Origin of the sequence: Paraburkholderia bengalensis (assembly GCF_037126505.1) — a bacterium.
Classification (GTDB): Bacteria; Pseudomonadota; Gammaproteobacteria; order Burkholderiales; family Burkholderiaceae; genus Paraburkholderia; species Paraburkholderia bengalensis.
Map to the genome: position 1 here is coordinate 1 of NZ_JACFYJ010000088.1, position 20,072 is coordinate 20,072.

16 protein-coding genes and 2 pseudogenes are annotated in these 20,072 nt (G+C 63.2%); 11 read left to right on the top strand and 7 right to left on the bottom strand.

Going from position 1 to position 20,072, the window contains the following annotated elements; genetic code table 11:
* Window positions 1-438: 438 nt before the first annotated feature.
* Complete coding sequence (locus tag H3V53_RS33830; RefSeq protein WP_336601543.1) at window positions 439-2,379, bottom strand: hypothetical protein; 1,941 nt, start codon at window positions 2,377-2,379, stop codon at window positions 439-441.
* Window positions 2,380-3,307: 928 nt separating this feature from the next.
* Between H3V53_RS33830 and H3V53_RS33835 the strand changes: the two genes are divergently transcribed.
* The 7 genes and pseudogenes from H3V53_RS33835 to H3V53_RS33865 all read left to right on the top strand — a co-directional run bounded on the left by H3V53_RS33835 (window position 3,308) and on the right by H3V53_RS33865 (window position 9,918).
* Window positions 3,308-4,360 carry a hypothetical protein gene (locus H3V53_RS33835; RefSeq protein WP_336601544.1) on the top strand — a complete coding sequence of 351 codons (1,053 nt, stop codon included), beginning with the start codon at window positions 3,308-3,310 and terminating at the stop codon, window positions 4,358-4,360.
* A gap of 216 nt (window positions 4,361-4,576) precedes the next feature.
* Complete coding sequence (locus H3V53_RS33840; RefSeq protein ID WP_336601545.1) at window positions 4,577-6,328, top strand: PQQ-binding-like beta-propeller repeat protein; 1,752 nt, start codon at window positions 4,577-4,579, stop codon at window positions 6,326-6,328.
* Window positions 6,329-6,568: 240 nt separating this feature from the next.
* A complete protein-coding gene (locus H3V53_RS33845; RefSeq protein ID WP_054926225.1) occupies window positions 6,569-7,150 on the top strand; it encodes a hypothetical protein in 582 nt (193 codons plus the stop codon).
* A 214-nt stretch (window positions 7,151-7,364) separates the two neighbouring features.
* Window positions 7,365-8,348, top strand: coding sequence for an acrylyl-CoA reductase (NADPH) (gene acuI, locus H3V53_RS33850; protein ID WP_336601561.1), 984 nt, complete (start codon window positions 7,365-7,367; stop codon window positions 8,346-8,348).
* A gap of 129 nt (window positions 8,349-8,477) precedes the next feature.
* Window positions 8,478-9,261, top strand: a pseudogene (locus H3V53_RS33855) (ferredoxin reductase); the annotation flags it as partial.
* An 83-nt stretch (window positions 9,262-9,344) separates the two neighbouring features.
* Window positions 9,345-9,482: pseudogene (locus tag H3V53_RS33860) on the top strand (4-hydroxyphenylacetate 3-monooxygenase reductase subunit); the annotation flags it as partial.
* A gap of 148 nt (window positions 9,483-9,630) precedes the next feature.
* Window positions 9,631-9,918, top strand: a complete 288-nt coding sequence (locus H3V53_RS33865; protein ID WP_336601546.1) for a hypothetical protein — start codon at window positions 9,631-9,633, stop codon at window positions 9,916-9,918.
* 116 nt (window positions 9,919-10,034) lie between these two features.
* Here the strand turns inward: H3V53_RS33865 and H3V53_RS33870 are convergent, their stop codons facing one another.
* A complete protein-coding gene (locus H3V53_RS33870; RefSeq protein WP_336601547.1) occupies window positions 10,035-10,589 on the bottom strand; it encodes a hypothetical protein in 555 nt (184 codons plus the stop codon).
* An 81-nt stretch (window positions 10,590-10,670) separates the two neighbouring features.
* The gene (locus H3V53_RS33875; RefSeq protein ID WP_336601548.1) at window positions 10,671-11,330 is read right to left on the bottom strand and encodes a J domain-containing protein; all 660 of its coding nucleotides are present in this window, start codon (window positions 11,328-11,330) and stop codon (window positions 10,671-10,673) included.
* 436 nt (window positions 11,331-11,766) lie between these two features.
* On the opposite strand from H3V53_RS33875, the gene H3V53_RS33880 reads away from it, so the two are divergent.
* From H3V53_RS33880 to H3V53_RS33890, 3 genes are all read left to right on the top strand, one after another.
* The gene (locus H3V53_RS33880; RefSeq protein ID WP_336601549.1) at window positions 11,767-13,269 is read left to right on the top strand and encodes an esterase-like activity of phytase family protein; all 1,503 of its coding nucleotides are present in this window, start codon (window positions 11,767-11,769) and stop codon (window positions 13,267-13,269) included.
* A 149-nt stretch (window positions 13,270-13,418) separates the two neighbouring features.
* Window positions 13,419-14,207: a Pr6Pr family membrane protein gene (locus H3V53_RS33885; protein WP_336601550.1), complete on the top strand. Its 789-nt coding sequence runs from the start codon at window positions 13,419-13,421 to the stop codon at window positions 14,205-14,207.
* Window positions 14,188-14,505 (top strand): high-potential iron-sulfur protein, encoded by a 318-nt coding sequence (locus H3V53_RS33890; RefSeq protein ID WP_336601551.1) that lies wholly within the window; start codon window positions 14,188-14,190, stop codon window positions 14,503-14,505. The genes H3V53_RS33885 and H3V53_RS33890 overlap by 20 nt, the downstream gene beginning before the upstream one ends.
* A 502-nt stretch (window positions 14,506-15,007) precedes the next feature.
* On the opposite strand, the gene cls is transcribed toward H3V53_RS33890, so the two are convergent.
* The 4 genes from cls to H3V53_RS33910 form a co-directional block, all read right to left on the bottom strand.
* Window positions 15,008-16,270 carry a cardiolipin synthase gene (gene cls, locus H3V53_RS33895; protein ID WP_336601552.1) on the bottom strand — a complete coding sequence of 421 codons (1,263 nt, stop codon included), beginning with the start codon at window positions 16,268-16,270 and terminating at the stop codon, window positions 15,008-15,010.
* Window positions 16,271-16,339: 69 nt separating this feature from the next.
* A complete protein-coding gene (locus H3V53_RS33900; protein WP_336601553.1) occupies window positions 16,340-16,603 on the bottom strand; it encodes a hypothetical protein in 264 nt (87 codons plus the stop codon).
* A 303-nt stretch (window positions 16,604-16,906) separates the two neighbouring features.
* Window positions 16,907-17,119 (bottom strand): hypothetical protein, encoded by a 213-nt coding sequence (locus tag H3V53_RS33905; protein WP_054926235.1) that lies wholly within the window; start codon window positions 17,117-17,119, stop codon window positions 16,907-16,909.
* 369 nt (window positions 17,120-17,488) lie between these two features.
* Window positions 17,489-18,355, bottom strand: coding sequence for a mechanosensitive ion channel family protein (locus H3V53_RS33910; protein WP_336601554.1), 867 nt, complete (start codon window positions 18,353-18,355; stop codon window positions 17,489-17,491).
* Window positions 18,356-18,662: 307 nt separating this feature from the next.
* On the opposite strand from H3V53_RS33910, the gene H3V53_RS33915 reads away from it, so the two are divergent.
* Window positions 18,663-20,000: an MFS transporter gene (locus H3V53_RS33915; RefSeq protein WP_336601555.1), complete on the top strand. Its 1,338-nt coding sequence runs from the start codon at window positions 18,663-18,665 to the stop codon at window positions 19,998-20,000.
* Window positions 20,001-20,072: the final 72 nt, after the last annotated feature.

A 20,072-nucleotide genomic window follows, 5' to 3' on the forward strand; every position in this document is an offset into this window, starting at 1 on the left:
AAAACCACCGCGCGCCGCCATCGAGCACCCACACTTATCGGCTGTTGATTGTTAAAGAACATTCGCTAAAAAGCCGCTGTTTTCTGCTGCTTTCTTGCGCCTCCGTCGTTTGGAGAGGCCGAATTATGCGAGAGCCCACAGGGGCTGTCAAGCACTTATTTCGCGGCTCTTCAAAAAGATTGCGGCAGAACTTTTTCAAGTGGTCGTCGCCACTGAGGCAACCAATGTACTCGTTCGCTCTATCAAAGACTTAGCGTCGTATTCGGAGAGACTGCAGCAAGTAAGCGCTGTTGTGCGAGACATCGTTTGCACCGAAGTACTCCGCGTCGTAGAAGCACAAGAAACAAAAAGGGGCGCAAGGAAAAACCTTCCGCCCCTTTCCAGACAACTCCCTCTTTGCGGTCAACCTAAAGCACTACCCGCATTGCAGCACGTCAATCAGGAACCAACGTAACCCGGCGGCGGATTCACATTGCTCTTTGCGACCGTCGCATTGTTCGACACGACATAGATCGGCGCCTCCGTCAGATTCAACTTCAACGTGCCGTTCGAGTAGCTGAGCGTCGTCGGGTTGCCCATCATGTCCAGTACTTTGACCGTGCCGCTCGTGCCCGGGGCATCGACCTGCAGGCTATAGGTCACGCTATACGTCGAGCTAAAGCCTGCGCTCGCGCTCCATACATCATTGTTGTGCGCCCACAGCGCCGTGATCACCGACCCACTATTGAGTTGCTGGAACGAGTACGCATATGCACCCGACGGCATGCTCTTCACGGGGCCAAGTGTGTTCGTGCCATCGAGGACGCGAGACATCGCGCTCACTGCCATCGCGGCCGGCTTCGGACTGATGTTGGTCGCGCCGAACGAGCCTTGCGGGTTCGACAAGTCGAAGAACGTGCCATAGCCGACCTCATCCGGATAGTCCGCGCCATAGAACACGTACGAAACATCCGCGCCCTCGCCCAACAGGATGATGTGCGTTCGCGCGACCACCGCACCTTGCGCGAACAACACGTTAGCCGTCGGATAATTCGGGCCGTACGACGACCCCAGGTCATAGCTGATACCGACTTCCGTCTGATACAGCCTCATGCCCGAACGATATTGATTCAACATCGTCGTGCGCAGCGTACGAATCTCGTTGTTGAGCGCATTAGCCGCGGTGGCGGGATCGGGGTTAGTGGCAAGACGCTCGGGCGGATGCGAAGGCGACGTGCCCGCGTCGTAGTAGCCGTGCGTTGCAACGCCATCGATGTACTTGCCGAAGCCCAGCGAAGCGATGCGCTGCAGGCGCTGGTTCGTGAGGTTCGGGAATGCATCCGTCGGGCCCATCACCACTGCGCCCGGGTCGGTCGAGTGAATGCCCTGATACACCGTCTGGTATAGCGACACGAAGTTGGCGTCAGAGTCCTTCCACAGCGAATTCGGCTCCCACGTCACCTGATAAAAGTTCGCCGACTGCTTAGGGAAATACTTCTGCCGGATCGCATTCGATTCGGTGCCGACACGGCTCATGTAGTTCTGCAGATACGACGGATCTTTAGGCAGCGCAGCGAAGTCCTCGAAATTGCCTGACTGTGTCGCCCAGCCCGGCAGGCCGTCGAGCCGAATCAGGCGCATCACATTGCCCGACGTGTAGAACGAGTCGAGATTGTTCGCCGACGGATCGAAGGTATTCGGGCCGTTCGGTTCCATCGTCGCCATCTGGCGGCTGTCGATGGTCTGCGTGATGCCGAGGCCGGCGAGCACGGCCGCTCGATCGTTCTCGCCTTGCATGCCGAAACGATGCTGCTCCTGCTTCGTGTAGGTCACGGCGGGCACGATACCGCTCAGATTCGGAATCACGCCGAACGTGGAGATGCCCGTCGGCCGCGTGCCTGCCTGAGGCAAGGCGCCGCCGCCCGACTTCAGGCTCGCCGACACGGCGAAGTAGCCCGCGAGCGTCGAGTTGCACGTCAGGGTCGTCGCGGAAGCACCGCGCGGCACCCCGAAGCTGCCGCTTGCCGCGACGCGGCCCGTCGTGTCGCTGACCGACCAGTTCAGCGTATCCGCGCTGCTCGCATTCGTCGTGAAGACAAGCGGGAAGTTCGAACCCGAGGGGAACATGCGCGTGGCGTCGGTACTCGGCGTATCCGCGGAAATTTGTGGACCGCCTGCCGATGCGCCCGCAGTCGACGGCGACGCGCAACTGATGCTGCCCGTGGTGTTCCCGTTGGCCGTCGCATTCGCCGCCGACCCCGCGCCCGCTTGCTGGGCGATGTTGCTGCCCGATGGGCTGGTGCCCGAAGCGTTGGTGCCACCGCCACTGCCGCCACCGCCGCCGCAACCCGCGAGCAGGACCGCAATCGACGACGAAACTAGAAGTGAATTGAGTTTCATGGAAATACGAATGAGCAATCGGGCTCCGTCCGAAAATAGCGAGTAAAAATGCCCGATTGCAAGTGAGAGGTTTCAAAGCTAGCTCTGTTGCACGCAAGTCGCTTTTACCGCCTCAACGGCGGATGCGCGCCCAGATGGAGGAACGGTGATGCAGCGCAATTACGGCAAGCGCTGCGATAGATTCATGGGAGTGAAGCCGTACGCGCTCGATTGCAACCAGATGTAACACAGAAGCGGACGTCGGAATTTATCAGACGATTACCGCACTCGAATGATATCGACACGCCTATTCAGCGAGGAAGCCTTACTCAAAGAGCAATGACGTTGTCGTACGAATCGATCGTGCAGGATTTCCGCTTTTTGCAAGCCGGCATGTTACCGAACGGTAACTCGCAGGTCTGCTGAAACGGAGTAACTCTTTGTAACGTATGATAAAATATCAGGTGCGATTCATGCGTGTGCGCCAGCGCGCAAGCGGAGCAACAATCGGTATGACTTTAATACCGGTTAAATTTACCTACAACTTATCAACGTTTTAATGGGGTATTAACGTTGGCGTAAAACGCCAGATCATTAATCTCCTATTTATTTGATCCTTTTTGACGGCGCGTTATCGCATCCAAACTCCTTTCAGCCAGATTTTTGAATGCACTGAATCAACCGATATCGGTGAATTAGGCAAATGGTTTTCGGACGCGTATACGTCATGGCATGTCTTTTTCCCCTGGTTCTATTACTGATAAACAACATTTTTCGAAATGAATCACTGAGTTTTATTGACCTGTTGCGCAAGCTGACACATATTGCTCAAGACCATTGCGACATGCGCGATGCATTGCGTCGTGACCGGGCCCAGGTCCTGCACACGATGGTTGCCAACGAAGAAGAATGTGCGATGCCGTCATCCGTGCCGGCATGGGAGTCCTTCATGGACACGATACGCAAGCGACCCGCGCCGTCGCCTGAGCAATGCGACGCGCCGCAGGAGACAAACGGTGTAGTGCAGCAAGACCCTCTGGCGCGGCCACTCGATCTGCTCTTTCCTGTCGATGGCTCAGTGCCGCAGGTCAGCGAACACGCATCAACGGACGATGAGCGCGCCAACTGGTCAGTCGATGCACCGCTCTTGAGGCGCATTACGTCGAAGCCGCGCAATCGCTCTGCGCCCGCACCGGTGGGCGCGCCCGACTGGAGTCTGAGTGTCGGCGCAGCTGTCGTACTGCTGGGCTTTGCAATTGCGTTCGGCACTTACGTCACACTGACACAACGTGACGAGATGCAAAGCAGCTTGCGCCGCATCGTGAATGAAAGCGAATTGAGAGCCATGCCGCGTCATGATCGCCCGACGATCACTGAACGCACGCAGGAACTTGCGAGAACGCTGCTCAACCAGATCGAAACGCTGCGCAGCCGCGACGTGGTCGATGCTGCTGCCGTGGCAGGAGCCGCAGCCACGCAGCAGGCCGACGCGCACAGCAGCACGCTCGCGAGCAGCGCGCCCACGTTGCCGACACAGAATGCACCTGCCGTGCCCGCGAAATCCGGCAAGCCCCCCGCCAAACAGCTCGCGGCGCGTCCCGTGGCGCCGCCGCTGCCTCAGCCCGCACCGCGCGCGCATCAGGTTGCCAACACGACGCCGTCGCGCTCGCATGCGCCCACGCGCGTGACGACAGTTGCACATCAGGAGCATCGCACCGTGGCCAAGCAAGCGAATACCACGTGCTCAACGCATGCAACCTGCCAGCAGGCACGTGCGCAAAATGCACATGCGCCCCTCAAAACGGCCAGCCACACGCCCGGCAAGACGACGCCGAAAAAGCCGGGCATGCGCACCGTCGCGGCACACAGCACGACACCGAAAGCGCCGCTCAAGCCCGCGCCTCGCACCACACCGTCGTACACCATCCAGGCCTATTCGCCGCCCGACCGTCCCGAGCCGGCCGCTGCCAGCGACGATGGACAGATCTATCGCCAACACTGACGCCTCGGCATCCCGTACGACGGATCACGGGCTTTCGACAAATTCGTGAAAAGGCAATCGCCTGGCGGATGGTGACGAATCGATGTCCTGCCACCTTGCCTTCGGGTTCTTAACATGAATGAACAGGCAAATGAGCAGGCAAGCGCCGCATAGAAGAGCCGAAGCGCGACATGCAGCCCTGCGATGACACAGATCGGGGCATAGGGAGAGACGAGCATGTATCGATCATCGCCAGCATCCCGGCTCCGTTTCGGCAGCCGCGGACCTCGCGCGCTTGCGCATGTCGGCAAGGCTACTGTCGCGCTGACGCTCGCGCTGTTTTGCACCGCGTGCGGCAATGGCTCTTCGGACAACAGCGCAAGCAGTTCGGGCGCCAACGGCAGCTCCGGTTCCGGTTCAGGCTCGGGCTCAGGTAGCGGCGCGCCGGGTTCGGGCAGCAATCCGTCGACACCCGGCACCGCCTTCGCGACCGACGTGCTGATGCATCACAACGACCTCGCCCGCACAGGGCAGATGCTCGCGGAAACGACGCTCACGCCGTCGAATGTGAACTCGGCGACTTTCGGCAAAGTCGCGTTTCTCGCTGCCGACGGCAAGGTGGACGGACAACCGCTGTCGGTCACGAGTCTGCCGATCAACGGCACGACTCACAACGTGATCTATGTCGTCACCGAGCACAACAGCGTCTATGCGTACGACGCGGACAGCAACGCAGCGTTGTGGCAAGTCTCGCTGAACGGCGCGAATGAAACGCCTAGCGACAATCGCGGCTGCACCGACATCACGCCCGAAATCGGCATCACGTCGACGCCCGTCATCGATCGCAATCGCGGTTCCCATGGCGTGCTGTATGCCGTGGCGATGACCAAGGACGCAGGCGGCGGCATTCATCACCGCCTGCATGCGCTCGATCTCACGAGCGGTGCCGAACAGTTCGGCGGGCCCACGGAGATCGCGGCGACGTTTGCCGGCACGGGCGGCAACAGCGTCAATGGCGTGCTGACGTTCGATCCGTCGCTGCATACCGAGCGCGCTGCGCTCACGCTCGTGAACGGCAACATCTTCATGGGATGGACAGCGCACTGCATGGCAGGCCCCTACACGGGCTGGATCATGAGCTACAGCGCGGACACCCTGCGGCAGACGGGCGTCCTCAACGTCGCGCCAAATGGCCATATGGGCTCGATATGGATGGCGGGCTCAGGCATGGCGTCGGACGGCACATCGGTCTACGTGGTCGACGGCAACGGCACGTTCGGCACCACGCTCGATGCGAACGGCTTTCCTGTCGATCACGACTTCGGCAACTCGTTCATGAAGCTGTCCGCGAGTTCGCTGCAGGTCACCGACTACTTCGCGCCGCTCGACGTCGTGGCGCTCGCCAACGCCGACAACGACTTCGGCTCGGGCGGTGCGATGCTGCTGCCCGACCAGAAAGCTGCCGACGGCACCGTCAAGCATCTCGCCGTCGCGGCGGGCAAGGACAACAAGATCTATGTCGTCGATCGCGACTCGATGGGCAAGTTCAATCCCTCGTCGAACAATATCTGGCAGCAGCTCACGGGCACGCTTGCAGGCGGCATCTGGGGCTCGCCTGCGTACTTCAACGGTACCGTCTATTACGGCGGATGGAACGACAACATCAAGGCGCTGCCCATCGCGAATGCGCTGCTCGCCACCACGGCCGCGTCGCGAAGCCCGACGACGTACCCGTATCCCGGCGCCGTCCCCGCGATCTCGGCGAACGGAACATCGAACGCGATTCTATGGGCCGCCGAAAACGGCACCACGGGTGCATTGCACGCCTATGACGCCACCAATCTCGGACGGGAGCTGTACAACAGCAATCAGGCGGGAGCACGCGACCAGTGGGGCGCGGGCAACAAGTTCATCACGCCGATGATCTCGCGCGGCAAGGTCTACGTCGGCGCGACCAACGGCGTGGCCGTGTTCGGACTGCTGCATTGAAGGGAGGCCGCTTAGCCTATCGCAGCACGGAAATTGCATTGCAACACGGAAATTGGCGACGAATGGCGTGCTTCTGGCGTGCTCCGCCGCGGCGACGCGATATGCTGGAGAAGCAATTCTTCGGCCTGCGATGGCCTGACTGGCCGCATGAGACGCCGGATGCATCATGCCTTCATGCATAACTCGCGGCGCGCATTCGCGTCGACAAGACCAAGACCTCGCCAGGGAGTCCGCACGCTTATGAGACGCTTCGCTCATGCTGCAATTGCGCTGTTTGCCGTAAGCGGCGCATCTTTCGCGCAGCAACCCTTGACCTATCCGGGACGCAGCCAGAGCCCGGGGCAATGGGCCATCGATACGGCCGCCTGCTATGCGGATGCGAACAAGACCACGCACGTCAACATGGCGCGCGAGTCGCAGCGTCCGACGCCGCCCGGCAAGGCAAGCGAGGTCGCACCCCGGCCTATCGTCGCGCCCGCGCCGCTGAACCCGCCGCTGCCTGCCGCGATGGCTGCCTCGGGCGCATCGGGCGCAGTAGCCGCGTCTTCCGTGAGCGCATCGGCGCCCCTCGCCGCAAGCGCCGCGACACCTGCAAGCGGCACATCGGCGCCGACCACGCTCGCCGCGGCATCGGGGGCGACCGCGGCATCGGGCGCCACCGCAGCGTCCGGCGCGATGCCGGCCTCGGATGCCCTCGCGGCATCGGGCGGCAGCGCATCGCTGGCCGCCATGCCGCCACCGCCTCCGCCCGAGCCGCCGATGGTTCGCTACTGGGCCGCCTACGCGAAGTGCATGCAGCAGCGCGGCTATTACACGCGCTGACACGCTGACACGCGCGCTGCTCCGTTATTCATGTGACGAAAGACGACGGCACGCATTGCATGCGCCCTCCCGCCAGCGCGATGGATCGCATCGCGCTGCACCCCTGCCCCGCGCAATGATCCCGCACGTTGTTGAATACCCGGGCGGGCGCCGCGCGGCGCGCGTTCGCTTAGACTTATAGGCACCTCGCCAGCCGGCGCACTGAACGGACCAAATCATGAAAGGGATCTTGATCGAGAAGCAGGACAACGGCAGCCGCGCAACGCTCGCGACCATCGACGAAGCGAATCTGCCCGCGGGAGACGTGACCGTGCGCATCGAATGGTCGACGCTCAACTACAAGGACGCACTCGCGATCACGGGCAGTTCGCCCGTCGTGCGCAGCTTCCCGATGGTGCCTGGCATCGACTTCGCGGGCGTCGTCGAGTCGGAAGGGCATCCCGCCTGGAAACCCGGTGACCGCGTGATCCTGAACGGCTACGGCGTCGGTGAAAAGCACTGGGGCGGGCTCGCGCAACGCGCGCGCGTGAGCGGCGACTGGCTCGTGCGCATGCCAGCGCCGCTCACGTCGCGCGACGCGATGGCCGTCGGCACGGCGGGCTACACCGCAATGCTGTGCGTGCTCGCGCTCGAACGGCACGGCGTGACACCCGGTCAAGGCAAGGTGCTCGTGACGGGCGCGGCGGGCGGCGTCGGCAGCGTGGCGATCATGCTGCTGGCCAAACGCGGCTATCGCGTGATCGCCTCGACGGGCCGCCCGAGCGAATCGGCCTATCTGCACGAACTCGGCGCCGAAGAGATCATCGATCGCGCTGAATTGTCCGGGCCCGGCAAGCCGCTCGCAAAAGAGCGCTGGGTCGCAGCAATCGACGCCGTCGGCAGCCACACGCTCGCCAATGCATGCGCGGGCACCGCGTATGGCGGCATCGTCGCGGCGTGCGGCCTTGCGCAAGGCATGGATTTCCCCGCCACTGTCGCGCCTTTTATCCTGCGCGCCGTGACGCTCGCGGGCATCGACAGTGTGATGGCGCCCCGCGCCCGACGCCTCGACGCATGGCAGCGCATCGCGCAGGATCTGGATACGACGCGGCTCGCGTCGATGGTGAAGGAAATCGGCCTCGGCGAAGCGATCGCGGCCGCATCCGACGTGCTTGCCGGCAAGGTACGCGGACGCCTCGTGGTCGACGTGAACCGCTGACGCACAGCGTTCCATAATCCATTTGCCTGATAAAGCAGGTCATTTTTAGTCGATTTGCCCGATCTGCTTGCGAAAATCAAGCTGGTTGCGACTCCATTCAACTGCCCGCCCAACAGTCTGGATCGCACCATGCAAGCCCATTCGTTCAAGGTTCGCGTCGATGCCGTGCGCGGTGAAGCGCACGGCGTTCGTTCATTCGTCATTTCGCGGCTCGACGGCCAGCCCTTCGACCCGTACGAGCCCGGCGCGCAGATCGACGTCGCGTGCCCTTCGGGTGTCACGCGCCAATACTCGCTTTGCTGCGACCCGCTCGCTGCGACTCGCATCCGTTCGCCGTGAAGCGGGAGGCGTCATCGCGCGGCGGCTCGCGTTCGCTGCACGACAACGTGCAGATCGGCACTGAGCTGTCCGTCGGCGCGCCGCGCAATCTGTTTCGTCTGGCAGAAGGCGCGCGCAAGCATGTATTGATCGGCGCGGGCATCGGCATCACGCCGCTGCTTTCGATGGCGCACGGGCTCGTCGCGCTGGGCGCGCCGTTAGAACTGCGCCACTTCGCGCACAGCGCCGAACACGCGGCGTTTCTTCCGCTGCTATCGCGCGCTCCGTCGAAGCGCACGTCACGTTGCATATCGGCATCGAGCCCGCGGCACTCGATGCCGCACTCGACGCCTATCTTTCCGATGTGCCGCAAGACACGCACGTCTACACGGGCGGGCCGGTGCCGTTCATGGATCGTGTCGTCGCTGTCCGCGAAGCGCGCGTGCCCGGCGACGCCATTCATCTCGAACGTTTCGCCGCAGAGCCTCAACCCGCGAGCCGCGACGCACGCCAAAGCTTCGACGTGCGACTGGCCAGCACACGGCAAACAGTGCGAATGGACAGCAGCACGAGCATCGTCGAAGCACTCGCGGCCTTCGACGGCAGATAGCGTCAGAGATCGAGCACAAGTAGGGACGAGTGCGAACGCGATACGCAGCAGCAGATCACGCTATTGCCATCGTCGAGTTGAAGGAAGTGGGCTCGCACTCGGGGAGGGTCGTCGAGGCCGTGCAAATACGTGTATGCACCGACGGCGACAGCCTGATTTACTTCGATCGAAACTTCCACCGCGTGCCGAAGCTCTGCGCGGCGTGAGCGCTTCATCCGCATCCGTGACGCGAGCGTGCTGAGCGTGCTGTTACCCGGCGTTACTTTTCTCGCAACGCTGTAGCACCTGTGTCGAAAACGCGCCCCTAGACTGAACCCGTAACCAGACACGCGCATCCATGCGCAGGGAGCAAAAATGAAGAAGATGATGCTTGGTGCAGCTATCGGCGTGACGATGCTTGCGGCTTCGGCGGCAGCGTCGGCACACGTCGACGTCGCCGTGGGTCTCGGCGTGCCGGGCGTGGTGGTGCCGGCTCAACCCGTCTACGCCATGCCCGCCCCCGTTGCAGTCGGCTATGACGACGACTGGCGCGCTCGACGCGAATGGCGAGAGCGTGAATGGCGCGAACACGAATGGCGCCGTCATCAAGCGTGGCGCGAACATGAATGGCGCGAGCGTCAGCGCGAACGTTGGGGTTACTGATGTGCGTATGTGATCGCACATCGTAGGTACGCTCGCTCTCTCATCGCCTCGCGAACGCCGTCACGCAGCCGGCCGTCGCGAGGCAATGCTATTTATGACGAAGCCCCGTCGCTGCTTCAGACGCCGGGTTTCCACGGCCACGAAGGATACAGGCGGCCTTTGTCATCACCGCTCTCGCCGCTCTCGACACTCTCGCGCCGTGTCGCTACGCTTTCATCGGCACGCTCGATGTCGGCGGCTTCGGGCGTCGCGGAGTCGGCTTCGTCCGAACCTTCCTCGCTCGCTTGCGCGCGTTCGTTCGCAGCGGGCAAAGCGTCGCCGAACCACTCGACCTCGCGTCTGATTGCATCGGCATAGGCGCGCCATCCGGCGGGATCATCCGCGAAGAGACGATCGCGCACGTCGAGTGCGAGGCGTGTGTAGTCGACATGCTCCGCGAGCAGCAAAGCGGGCCATCCGGCAAACGATGCGCTCGCGCGCTTCGCGAACTCCGCTGCCGTCATATCGGGCGCCACGGCCGCGAGCCATGCTTGCGCCGCGAGATTGCCGTGCACGTTCAGCAGATCCCGCAACGTGTGGCGTTGTACATCGGCGGCGAGTGCCGCCTCGATGGCATGCAGCGCGTCGCCCAGATGCAGCAGCAACGCGCGTCGTTCAAAAGCGTCTTTCATCGAACCATGTCCGTACGTGATTCCGTCGCGCGATGGCCGGCAACGCGGGACGGATAGCGGAAATTGCGCGCAAGCGGCGCGCTACGAGCGAACACCAAAAAAGCCCTGCCACAGCGAATCGAACAGACCCGCGGCACGCGGTTCGTGTTTCGCTTCGGCCGATCGGGGCTGCGCGGTTGCGCGTGGATCGGCCGCTGCGGCCGAGTCAGGCGATGTGGACTCGGCCTTTGCAGCAGCGCTGGCATCATTTGTCGCGGCTGCATCGACGAATTCATTGTCAGCGGCCACGCGCCGCGACTCGTGCAACGCCCACACGCTGTCGGCAATGCGCTGCGCCGTATCCGCATCGCAATCGCGTCCGAGCAGCACGCCAAACAGTACATCGCGGTTATAGCCTTCTTCGGCATGACGCATGGCGACGCCGACCATCTGCGCATATTTCGCTTCGGCCTCGGCTTGCGCCTTGCGCGCCATCGCCGCCTCGACCTCCTGTTGACGCTTCTGCAGCGCTTCCCAGCGGCGCATTTCCTGCGAATACACAGCGTCGTAGACCTTGCGCTGATCTTCGTCGGAAAGAATTGCGTATGCGTCCTTGATCTCCTGGAACGTCGCGCGCGCGACGTCCTCCCGTCCGACATTGCGATCCGGATGCCACTTCATTGCAGCCTTCCGGTACGCCCGTTTGATGTCTTCCGAGGTGGCGTCTTGAGGCACGCCAAGCTTCGCGTAAAGAGTTGCCATGTCGCGTCGGTAGGTTTGCTGGTCAGGGTCGCGTTCATCGTAGCATGCCCACCCTCGGCATTTAAGCAGACCTGGTCCGACGAATGCACGTCGAGCGATGGCATGTGTCTTTGCCGTGCTCGGAGATGACGCGATGTTCAACGGTGTTGCGTGCACAGCCGCGTGCGCGAAAGCGGTCGCGCGACGCGCAGTCGAATCCCGCCGTCATCGCGCCTGAACTCAGCGAGCGGCAGCGATCACGCGCGTGTGCGCGAGCGCACCGGGCACCCTCCGCGCATGCGCGGGCCGTCACATTTCCGACATGTGCGTCACGCAACATCGGACCCCGGCAAGAAAAAGTAAGGAACCTTGCGTCCGGCCGCTGCCATGCTGTCCGCTTTGCCTTTCGCGCCGGGCGTCGCCCTCATTGCGTTGCTCCTTTTAAGGAACACTCCCCGTGCTGCGCTCACGACTCATCACTCGCACCGTGATCGGTGCCATCGCCTCCCTCGCGGCGCTCGCCGCCGCGCCCGCCGCCCATGCCAAAGTCGAACTGATCGCGATCGGCAAGCTCGACGGCAATCTGCTCGACAAATCGAAGGAAACGTCGGGCAAGCTCGAAAACGGCGTGCCCGGCAATCTGCTCGGCGGCCTCGGCTCCGGCATCGGCTACGCCGGCTGCCACACGTTCCTCGCCGTACCCGATCGCGGACCGAACGCAGTCTCATACAACGCAGCGATCGACGACACCGCGTCGTACATCAACCGCTTCCAGACGCTGCGCCTGCATCTCGAAGAGGCGGCCAAGGGTGCCGCGCTGCCGTTCACGCTGACGCCCAAGCTCGTCGACACGACACTCCTGCACACGTCGGAGCGTCTCGCCTACGGCACGGGCGCGGCGTTTGGCGTGCCGAACGGCGCACCGAAACTGAACCGCGACAATCACACGAACTATTTCACGGGCCGCTCGGACAACCTCGATCCGACGCATCTGTCGACCTATCCGTTCGACGCCCGCTTCGACCCGGAAAGCATCCGTGTCGCGAACGATGGCGCCAGCGTATTCATCTCGGATGAATACGGCCCGTACGTGTATCGCTTCGACCGCAAGAGCGGCCGCCGCATCGCGACGTACGCGCTGCCCGACGCGTTTGCCGTGTCGGCGCTTTCGCCCGTCGGCAACGACGAGATCAGCATGAACACGTCGGGCCGCGTCGCAAACAAGGGCATGGAAGGCCTCGCGATCTCGCCCGACGGCACGACGCTGTTCGGCGCGATGCAAAGCCCGTTGATCCAGGACGGCGGCACCAACGGTCAGTTCACGCGCATCGTGAAGATCGACATCCGCACGGGGCGCACGGCGCAGTTTGCGTATCCGCTGACGAACATCGGCACGCCGTCCAAGCCTAAGTGGCCGACCATCAGCGACGTGCTCGCGGTCAACGATCACGAACTGCTCGTGGACGAACGTGACGGCAAGGGGCTCGGCGACGATTCGACGGCTGTGTTCAAGCAGATTTTCCGCATCGACCTGACGGGCGCGCAGGACGTGAGCCATGCGAGCGGCCAAAGCGGTCTGCAGCCGTACGCGGTGCAAAAGACGCTGTTCCTCAATGTCGTCGATGCGCTGACGGGTGCCGGTTACAGCGCGAACGACATTCCCGCCAAAATCGAAGGCATCGCATTCGGCCCGGACGTAATCGTGCGCGGCGTGAAGAAGCACACGCTGTTCGTCGCGAACGACAATGACTTTCTCGGCACGATCACGGACACGAGTCATCCGGCGGGCATCGCCAATCCGAACCAGTTCTTCGTGTTCGCGATCGACGACGCCGATCTTCCCGACTATGTCGCGCAACGCCTGCCGGGCGTGTCGAAGAGCGGCCACGATCACGACGGTGTGTGCACCCGAGAGGACGATCGCGACGACGATCATGATCACGACGGCCACGGTCACTGACACGCCCGATTGAGTTTCTGCGTCCCTGACGACGTTGAGAGAGCCGGCCGCGGCCAACGCGGACCGGCGCTTTTTTTGGCGGATCGATGGTCGGCCGGGCGCGCGGTTCAGGCTCTGCGCGCACCGCTTCGCGCGTATAGAATCGACGCATGAAGAAGCCAGCATCCGACCGTACGCCGACTGTCGAAAGCGAAATCGAAAGCGAACGTGCCGCGCCCGAATTGCCGCTGCACGCGCCGAGCATCGCATCGGTTGCGCTCGCCACGTTGATTGCGCTGATCGCGTGGCTCGCGTTGGCGGCGCAAACCGACCTCACGCTGCACAGAATGCTGACGCGCGGCTACGGCGTGCTCGAAGGCATCGAACGCCTGACCAGCTACCTGACCAATCTGACCATTTTCAGTTGCGCGCTTTGCTTCAGTTGCGTCGCATTCTGCACGCCTCGCATCCGCGCGCCGCTCGCGCGTTTCTTCCAACAACCGACCGTCGTGACGGCCGTGACCGTGTATATCGTGTTCGTGGGCTTTGCGTACAACCTGCTGTTGCGCCATCTATGGACGCCATCTGGCTGGCGCATGCTGCTCAACGAAAGCCTGCACACCATCGTGCCGTTGCTCGCCGCGCTCTACTGGCTGCTGTTCGTGCCGCGCTTTCATCTGAAGCTGCGTCATCTGCTGTGGTGGCTCGTCTATCCCCTCGGCTACCTCGCGCTGACGCTGATTCGCGGCGCCTTCTCCGACTTCTATCCGTATCCGTTCATCGACGTCGGCGAACTGGGCTATGCACGCGTGCTGACGAATGCAAGCCTGCTCGTGCTCGCCTTCCTGCTGCTGATGGCCGTGTTCGTCGCGATCAATCACCGGCGCGGCGTGCCGTCGATCGTGTCCGCGGCCATTGCCCGCCCACAAGAGATCCATCATGACGACAACCCGGCGTGAATTCATCACCGCAAGCCTTGGCTGCGCGGTCACCCTCTATGCAACACTTGCCGCAAACCGCGACGCGCGCGCCGACGAGAAGCTGAATGAGGCCGATCCCGCTGCGAAAGCGGTCGGCTACGTGGCCGACGCTGCGAAGGTCGACAAGGGCCATTTCCCCGCGTACAAGGCAGGCCAAACGTGCAATAACTGCTCGCTTTTTCAGGGGAGCCCGAAAGATGCATGGGGCGGCTGCACGCTGTTCGGCACCAAACAGGTTGCGGGCGGTGGCTGGTGCAGTTCATATACGAATATGTAGAAGGCGCGTCCGCAGCGTGAGTTGTTACGCGTTGCCATGCATGTCTGCACTATCGCGCGTGCTGAACTATCGCTCTTGTCCTTTCAGTGTGGTTCATGTCATCGGCCTCGGATGCATGGCACATGCATTGCGGAAATCATCGTCAGTCGAACTGCAATCGAGAGACTGAAGAGATGAATCAGACTGCACTTGCCGTTGTTGGTGTTGTTGCTCCCTACCCGGCGCTTTTCGTTCCGTGTTGCGCCCGGCCGCCCGTGTCGCGTCCCCTCAGTAGACGCCTGCATACGCCGATGCCGCCGGAGGTCGATCCCGATCCGGCGCCGCCACCCGATGATGACCCCGACCGGGACCCGCACTCGCCGCCGATCCCCGGACGCGAGCCTGACCGCGCACCACCCGCGCACGAGCCGCCCGCAGGCGACCCGCCCGGTCGCGAGCCGCCCATGCGCGCGGCGGCGGCGAACACGCGATCGCGAAGGCCGCATGCCGAGGCTGGCATGGATCAAAGCTGAGGATCGAGCAGCGCGACCACGCGATCGACGAGCTTTTCGGTCCACGGGCGCTTCATCCAGTCGCCTTGCGTCACGCGTTTCGCCTTCGCGAGATCGTCGGCGAAGATCTGTATCTGCCGGCGCGCGAATGCCGCGTCATAGATGTTGAGGTTCGCTTCGTCGTTCAGCTTGAACGAACGCGAGTCGAAATTCGTCGAGCCGACGGAGACCAGATACTCGTCGACGACCAGCAGCTTGACGTGGAACATCGTCGGTTGATATTCGAACATCTGCACGCCCGCTTCGAGCAAGGGCCCCCAGCATGCACGCGAGGCTTCGCGCACAGTGTGCGTATCGATGTGCCGGCCGGGCGTGAGAATCTGCACAGTGACGCCCCGTTTCGCCGCTTCGACGATTGCATTGATCGTCAACCGGTCCGGGACGAAATACGCGCTTGCGAGATGGATCGAGCGCGTCGCGGCGGTGATCGCCATCAGGTACATCAGCTGCATGTCGTCGCTGCCCCCTGAAGGCGAACTGCTGAACATGTGCGCAAGGCCGTCGCCGTCATCGCGCGGTTCCGGGAAGTAGTCGGGTCCATGCAATACTTTGCCGGTCGCCTTGATCCAGTTGTCCATGAACACCGCTTGCATGTGCCCGACGACAGGACCGGTGACACGAAAGTGCGTGTCGCGCCAGTGCATGTCGTCCTGTGCATGTCCCGTCCACTCCTGCGCAATGCCGACGCCGCCCGTGAACCCGATACGTCCGTCGATCACCAGCAGCTTGCGGTGCGTGCGGTCGTTCATGCGCCCGAGCCCTGTCCAGTGCGGCTTGTGATACTGGATCACCTGGGCGCCCGCGTCCCGGAGCATCTGCAGATAGCGCGGGTCCATCTTCTGCGAGCCGACCCAGTCGAGCAGCACATGCACCGCGACGCCTTCGCGCGCTTTGTCCGACAGTGCCCGCGCGATGCGTTCGCCGATTTCACCAGACCAGTAGATGAAGGTTTCGAACGTGATGGTTTTCTGCGCGCTCGCAATGCCTTCGAGCAGCGACGGAAAGATTTCGTCGCCGTTCACGAGCACTTCGAAGCGATTGCCGGACGTGACGGGCGGCCCGAGCAGCAGGCCCATCGATCGGATGAACTGGGGATCGTCGCTGCCGTATTGGCGCTCGATCTGGTGCTCGATTTTCTTCTCGCCCGTCGACAGATTGGCGATGATGAGCACGACGACGAGCGTGACGACGGCTGTGAGCAGTATCGTCAGCATGTGCCGCTTTAGCGGTGTTCGAAGAAGCGCGTGCCAGGCGGGTCGCCACGTCGGCGCGCGACGCACGCGCTACCAGTCCGGGTTGTTGACTTCCTGCCGGTAGCCGTAGACGTTGTTCACGAGGCGATGCGGCCGCCCGCCTTCTTGCATCACTTCGCGCCAGCCGCACAGCGTCGCGAGCGAATCGGTGTGCAGTACGGCGTACGGCTTGCCGACCATGCCGTCGATCGTGGGCCCGCCGCAAACCAGCTCGATCGCGTTCTCGTCGAGCGCGAACAGCATGCGCATGTCCGTTTGCAGAATCTGCATTTCGTAGCGGGTGGCGGCTTTCATCGCGGCTCCTTGTGCATCAGGAATTGTTCTAGACCGTGGAGGCCGGCCAGGAGCGACCGGCGGGATGGCGACGACGGTTTTCGAAAGGAACGGTCTCTGCTGATGACAACGGACAGAGTCCGGCCGTCTGATGAAAGCAAGCAGCATTCCAAATGCAAGTTCGAGGCGTGACGCGCGTTACGCGGAATGGCCGGCCGATGCTTTGAAAAAAACACCGACGGACGGAGTGAAAATTACGCGGCGCTGTCCGCTGGCCTGCGCCGACAGGCGGGACAGTATGCGACGAGAATCGGCGTGGAGGAGTCAGTCGACGGGCAACTGGTCGCAGGCATTCGTGGCCGTCGACGCGCAGATGAACGAGTAGTCGCCGCTCCAGCGAACAGCCGCGGCGCTCGCGTGCACGGCGTCCTGGAACTCCGGCGAAGTTTCCCACGCGATGTACGCCGAGCACAGCACGGCCGACATCACAACAAGCGAAAAAGCAATCTTTTCAAAGATCTGGAAACGGGGCGACATGGCAATCTCTTCGTTGGAGATCGCATTTTATCTCAATATCAGGGTTTTCACCTACATCGACGGCAACTTTACAGACAGGGCACTGCGACAGCGCATGGTCGCGTGCAAAGAGGAGCGCCCGAAAATGGGACGTTAAGGGGCGGCAACGGGCAAACGAGCGAATTGCGGTCGTGAGCCGCGCACCACGAATGCACGCACCCTGTGAATGGGCCAAAAGAATGCACAAAAGCGCATCGTCGACCTCAGCGACCTGAAGCTCAATGCCATGAAGCGTCATACAGCGATTGCTGGCGGCTGGGTGACGTCGAGTGCAGCAACTGAGACTTCGACCGGATGCGCGCGACCCGCCGCTCGACTTTTGAAGCCCAATCAGGCGCACGGCGTCTCCGACTGCCGCATGCGTTCCGTTTGCGGAGGTCGTGCACGCGGCTCGGGCGCCGGCTTGCAGCCCGCTTCGGCAAGCGCTGTCCGTGCGCGCTCGCGCATGTCGTCAGCGGCAAGCCGTGCGTCCGCGCCGCTCACCCACACGGCGACCCGAATCGCCACTCCGCCGTGCGCGTCATCGGCAGCCGTCACGACGGGGGCGAGCGTCGTGCCGCCCGGCACGCGCGGATCGCCGTTGACCATCTTCTTCAGCGCCTCGATCGCGCACGCGACATCCTTGCGCTGCGCGAGTCCCACTTCGACCCCGACGCGCTGCGTGCCCCCGCTGCTGTAGTTGATCACCGGGTTGCTCCAGATCTGGCTGTTCGGCACAAACACGGCGTTGCCGTCGCTGCGTTCGATGCGCGTCGCGAAGAGCCCTACTTCGCGCACGATGCCAGCCGTCGCGCCCGTGCCTTCGATCACGTCGCCTGCACGAAACGGCCGCAGCAGCAGCAACATAATGCCGGCGGCAATATTCTGCAGCGTGCCTTGCAACGCGAGTCCGATGGCCAGGCCAGCCGCGCCGAGCACAGCCAACACACTCGCCGTCGCGACACCCACTTCGCTGAGCGCCGCGAACAGCACGAGCACGCGCACCGTCCATGTGCCGATTGCGTTGATCATCGGCGCGAGCGTCGGGTCGGCGTGCGTACGCGAGAGCGCCTTCGACAGCAACGCGCCGAGCCGGTTGGACAGCCACCAGCCGACCACCAGGATCAGGATCGCGACGGCCGCATGCATCAGTTCATCTGTAAGCGTGGCGATCAGCGATGGTTGCAGGTGGAACGCGCGAGCGAGCAGGTCATCCATGGTTCGCAACGGTTTGGTTGGCGGCCGCGGTAACGCCGGGTAATGCGCCGGGCGATACGCGCGCGGGGACAAATCGGCGGGCGCGGTCGGTATGTTCTACACTGGCGACCCGAATGAAACCCGGCCGAACGGGCGGTTCCGCTGAGCTTTCCCGTCAAGACGCGTGCAAATGCGGTGCCTGACCGCGCGCGAGCGTCGTACGCGAGGTCATCGGCTATCAATTTTCCGCCCTGAATTGCTCCCCGTTCGGCTGCATTTTTCTGCCTGTTCATGTGAACCGCTATATGGGACGCCGATCCATCCCGCGATGAAAACACCGCCACCGCCCGCCGACTCCCGCTCCGAAGACGTCTCCACTCATACACCCGCCGCCGACAGCTTAGACACGCTGATCGGCGACGCCGCGCGCGAACCTGAAATCAGCCTGCCGCGCCAGACGCCATTCCAGCGCTTCTGGTGCACGCGCGTGCTGTCGTCGCTGTCGTTCCAGATGCTTGCCGTCGCGATGGGCTGGCACATTTACGCGCTCACGCACAGTGCATTCGCGCTTGGCCTCGTCGGAATCGCGCAGTTCCTGCCGATGTTCATGCTGACGCTCGTCGTCGGACAGGTCGCCGATCGCTACGACCGGCGCCGCATCGCGGCCATCTGCCAAGGCCTCGAATGCGCGGCGGCGGCGATGTTCGCGTGGGGCACGTTCACTGGATGGATCAGCGCGCCCGTGATCTATGTGCTCGCGGCCTGCGTCGGTGCGGCGCGCGCGTTCGAGTCGCCCGCCGTCGCGTCGCTGTTGCCGGGCGTCGTGCCTCGCGGGCAGTTGTCACAGGCGACGGCATGGGCCACGTCTGCCAACCAGGCGGCGCAAATCGGCGGGCCGGCACTCGGCGGCCTGCTTTACGGCATCGGTCCCGGCGCTGCGTATCTCGCCTGCACGCTGTCGTTCGCGCTCGCGTCGGCCGCCGTCAGCACGATTCCGTTGCGCTCGAAGCCCGTGCCGCGCGCGCCCGTCACGCTCGACTCGGTGTTCTCGGGCGTGCGTTTCATCCGCAGTCAGCCCGTGATACTCGGCGCGCTCTCGCTCGATCTGTTCGCCGTGCTGTTCGGCGGCGCGACGGCCTTGCTGCCGATCTTCGCGCGCGACGTGCTGCACGCCGGTCCGCTCGGCCTTGGCCTGCTGCGTTCCGCATCAGCCGTCGGCGCGCTCGGGGGCACGATCTGGCTCGCGCACTTTCCGCTGCGCAAGCGGCCCGGCGCGGCCATGTTCGGCGGTGTGATCGCATTCGGCATCGCCACGCTCGTGTTCGGACTGTCGCATCAGTTCATCGTGTCGCTGTTCGCGCTGATTGCGCTCGGCGCGTCCGACGTGATCAGCGTGGTCGTGCGCCTGTCGCTGGTCCAACTGCGCACGCCCGACGACATGCTCGGCCGCGTCAGTGCCGTCAATTCGCTGTTCATCGGCACGTCGAATCAGCTGGGCGAGTTCGAGTCTGGACTGACGGCGGGATGGTGGGGCGCGCAACCGGCCGTGCTCGTCGGCGGCTGCGCGACGATCGCGATCGCGCTGCTGTGGATGAAGCTTTTCCCCGAACTGCGGCGCACACGCTCGCTGGAGCCCCAAGAGCATGGCGTCGGCGTGAACGCCTAGCGCTGCAGTTCGCCCCTGGCGATCGGGCGCGTTCATTGCAACTGCGATGAACCGGGACCGTAAGGCGTGCCC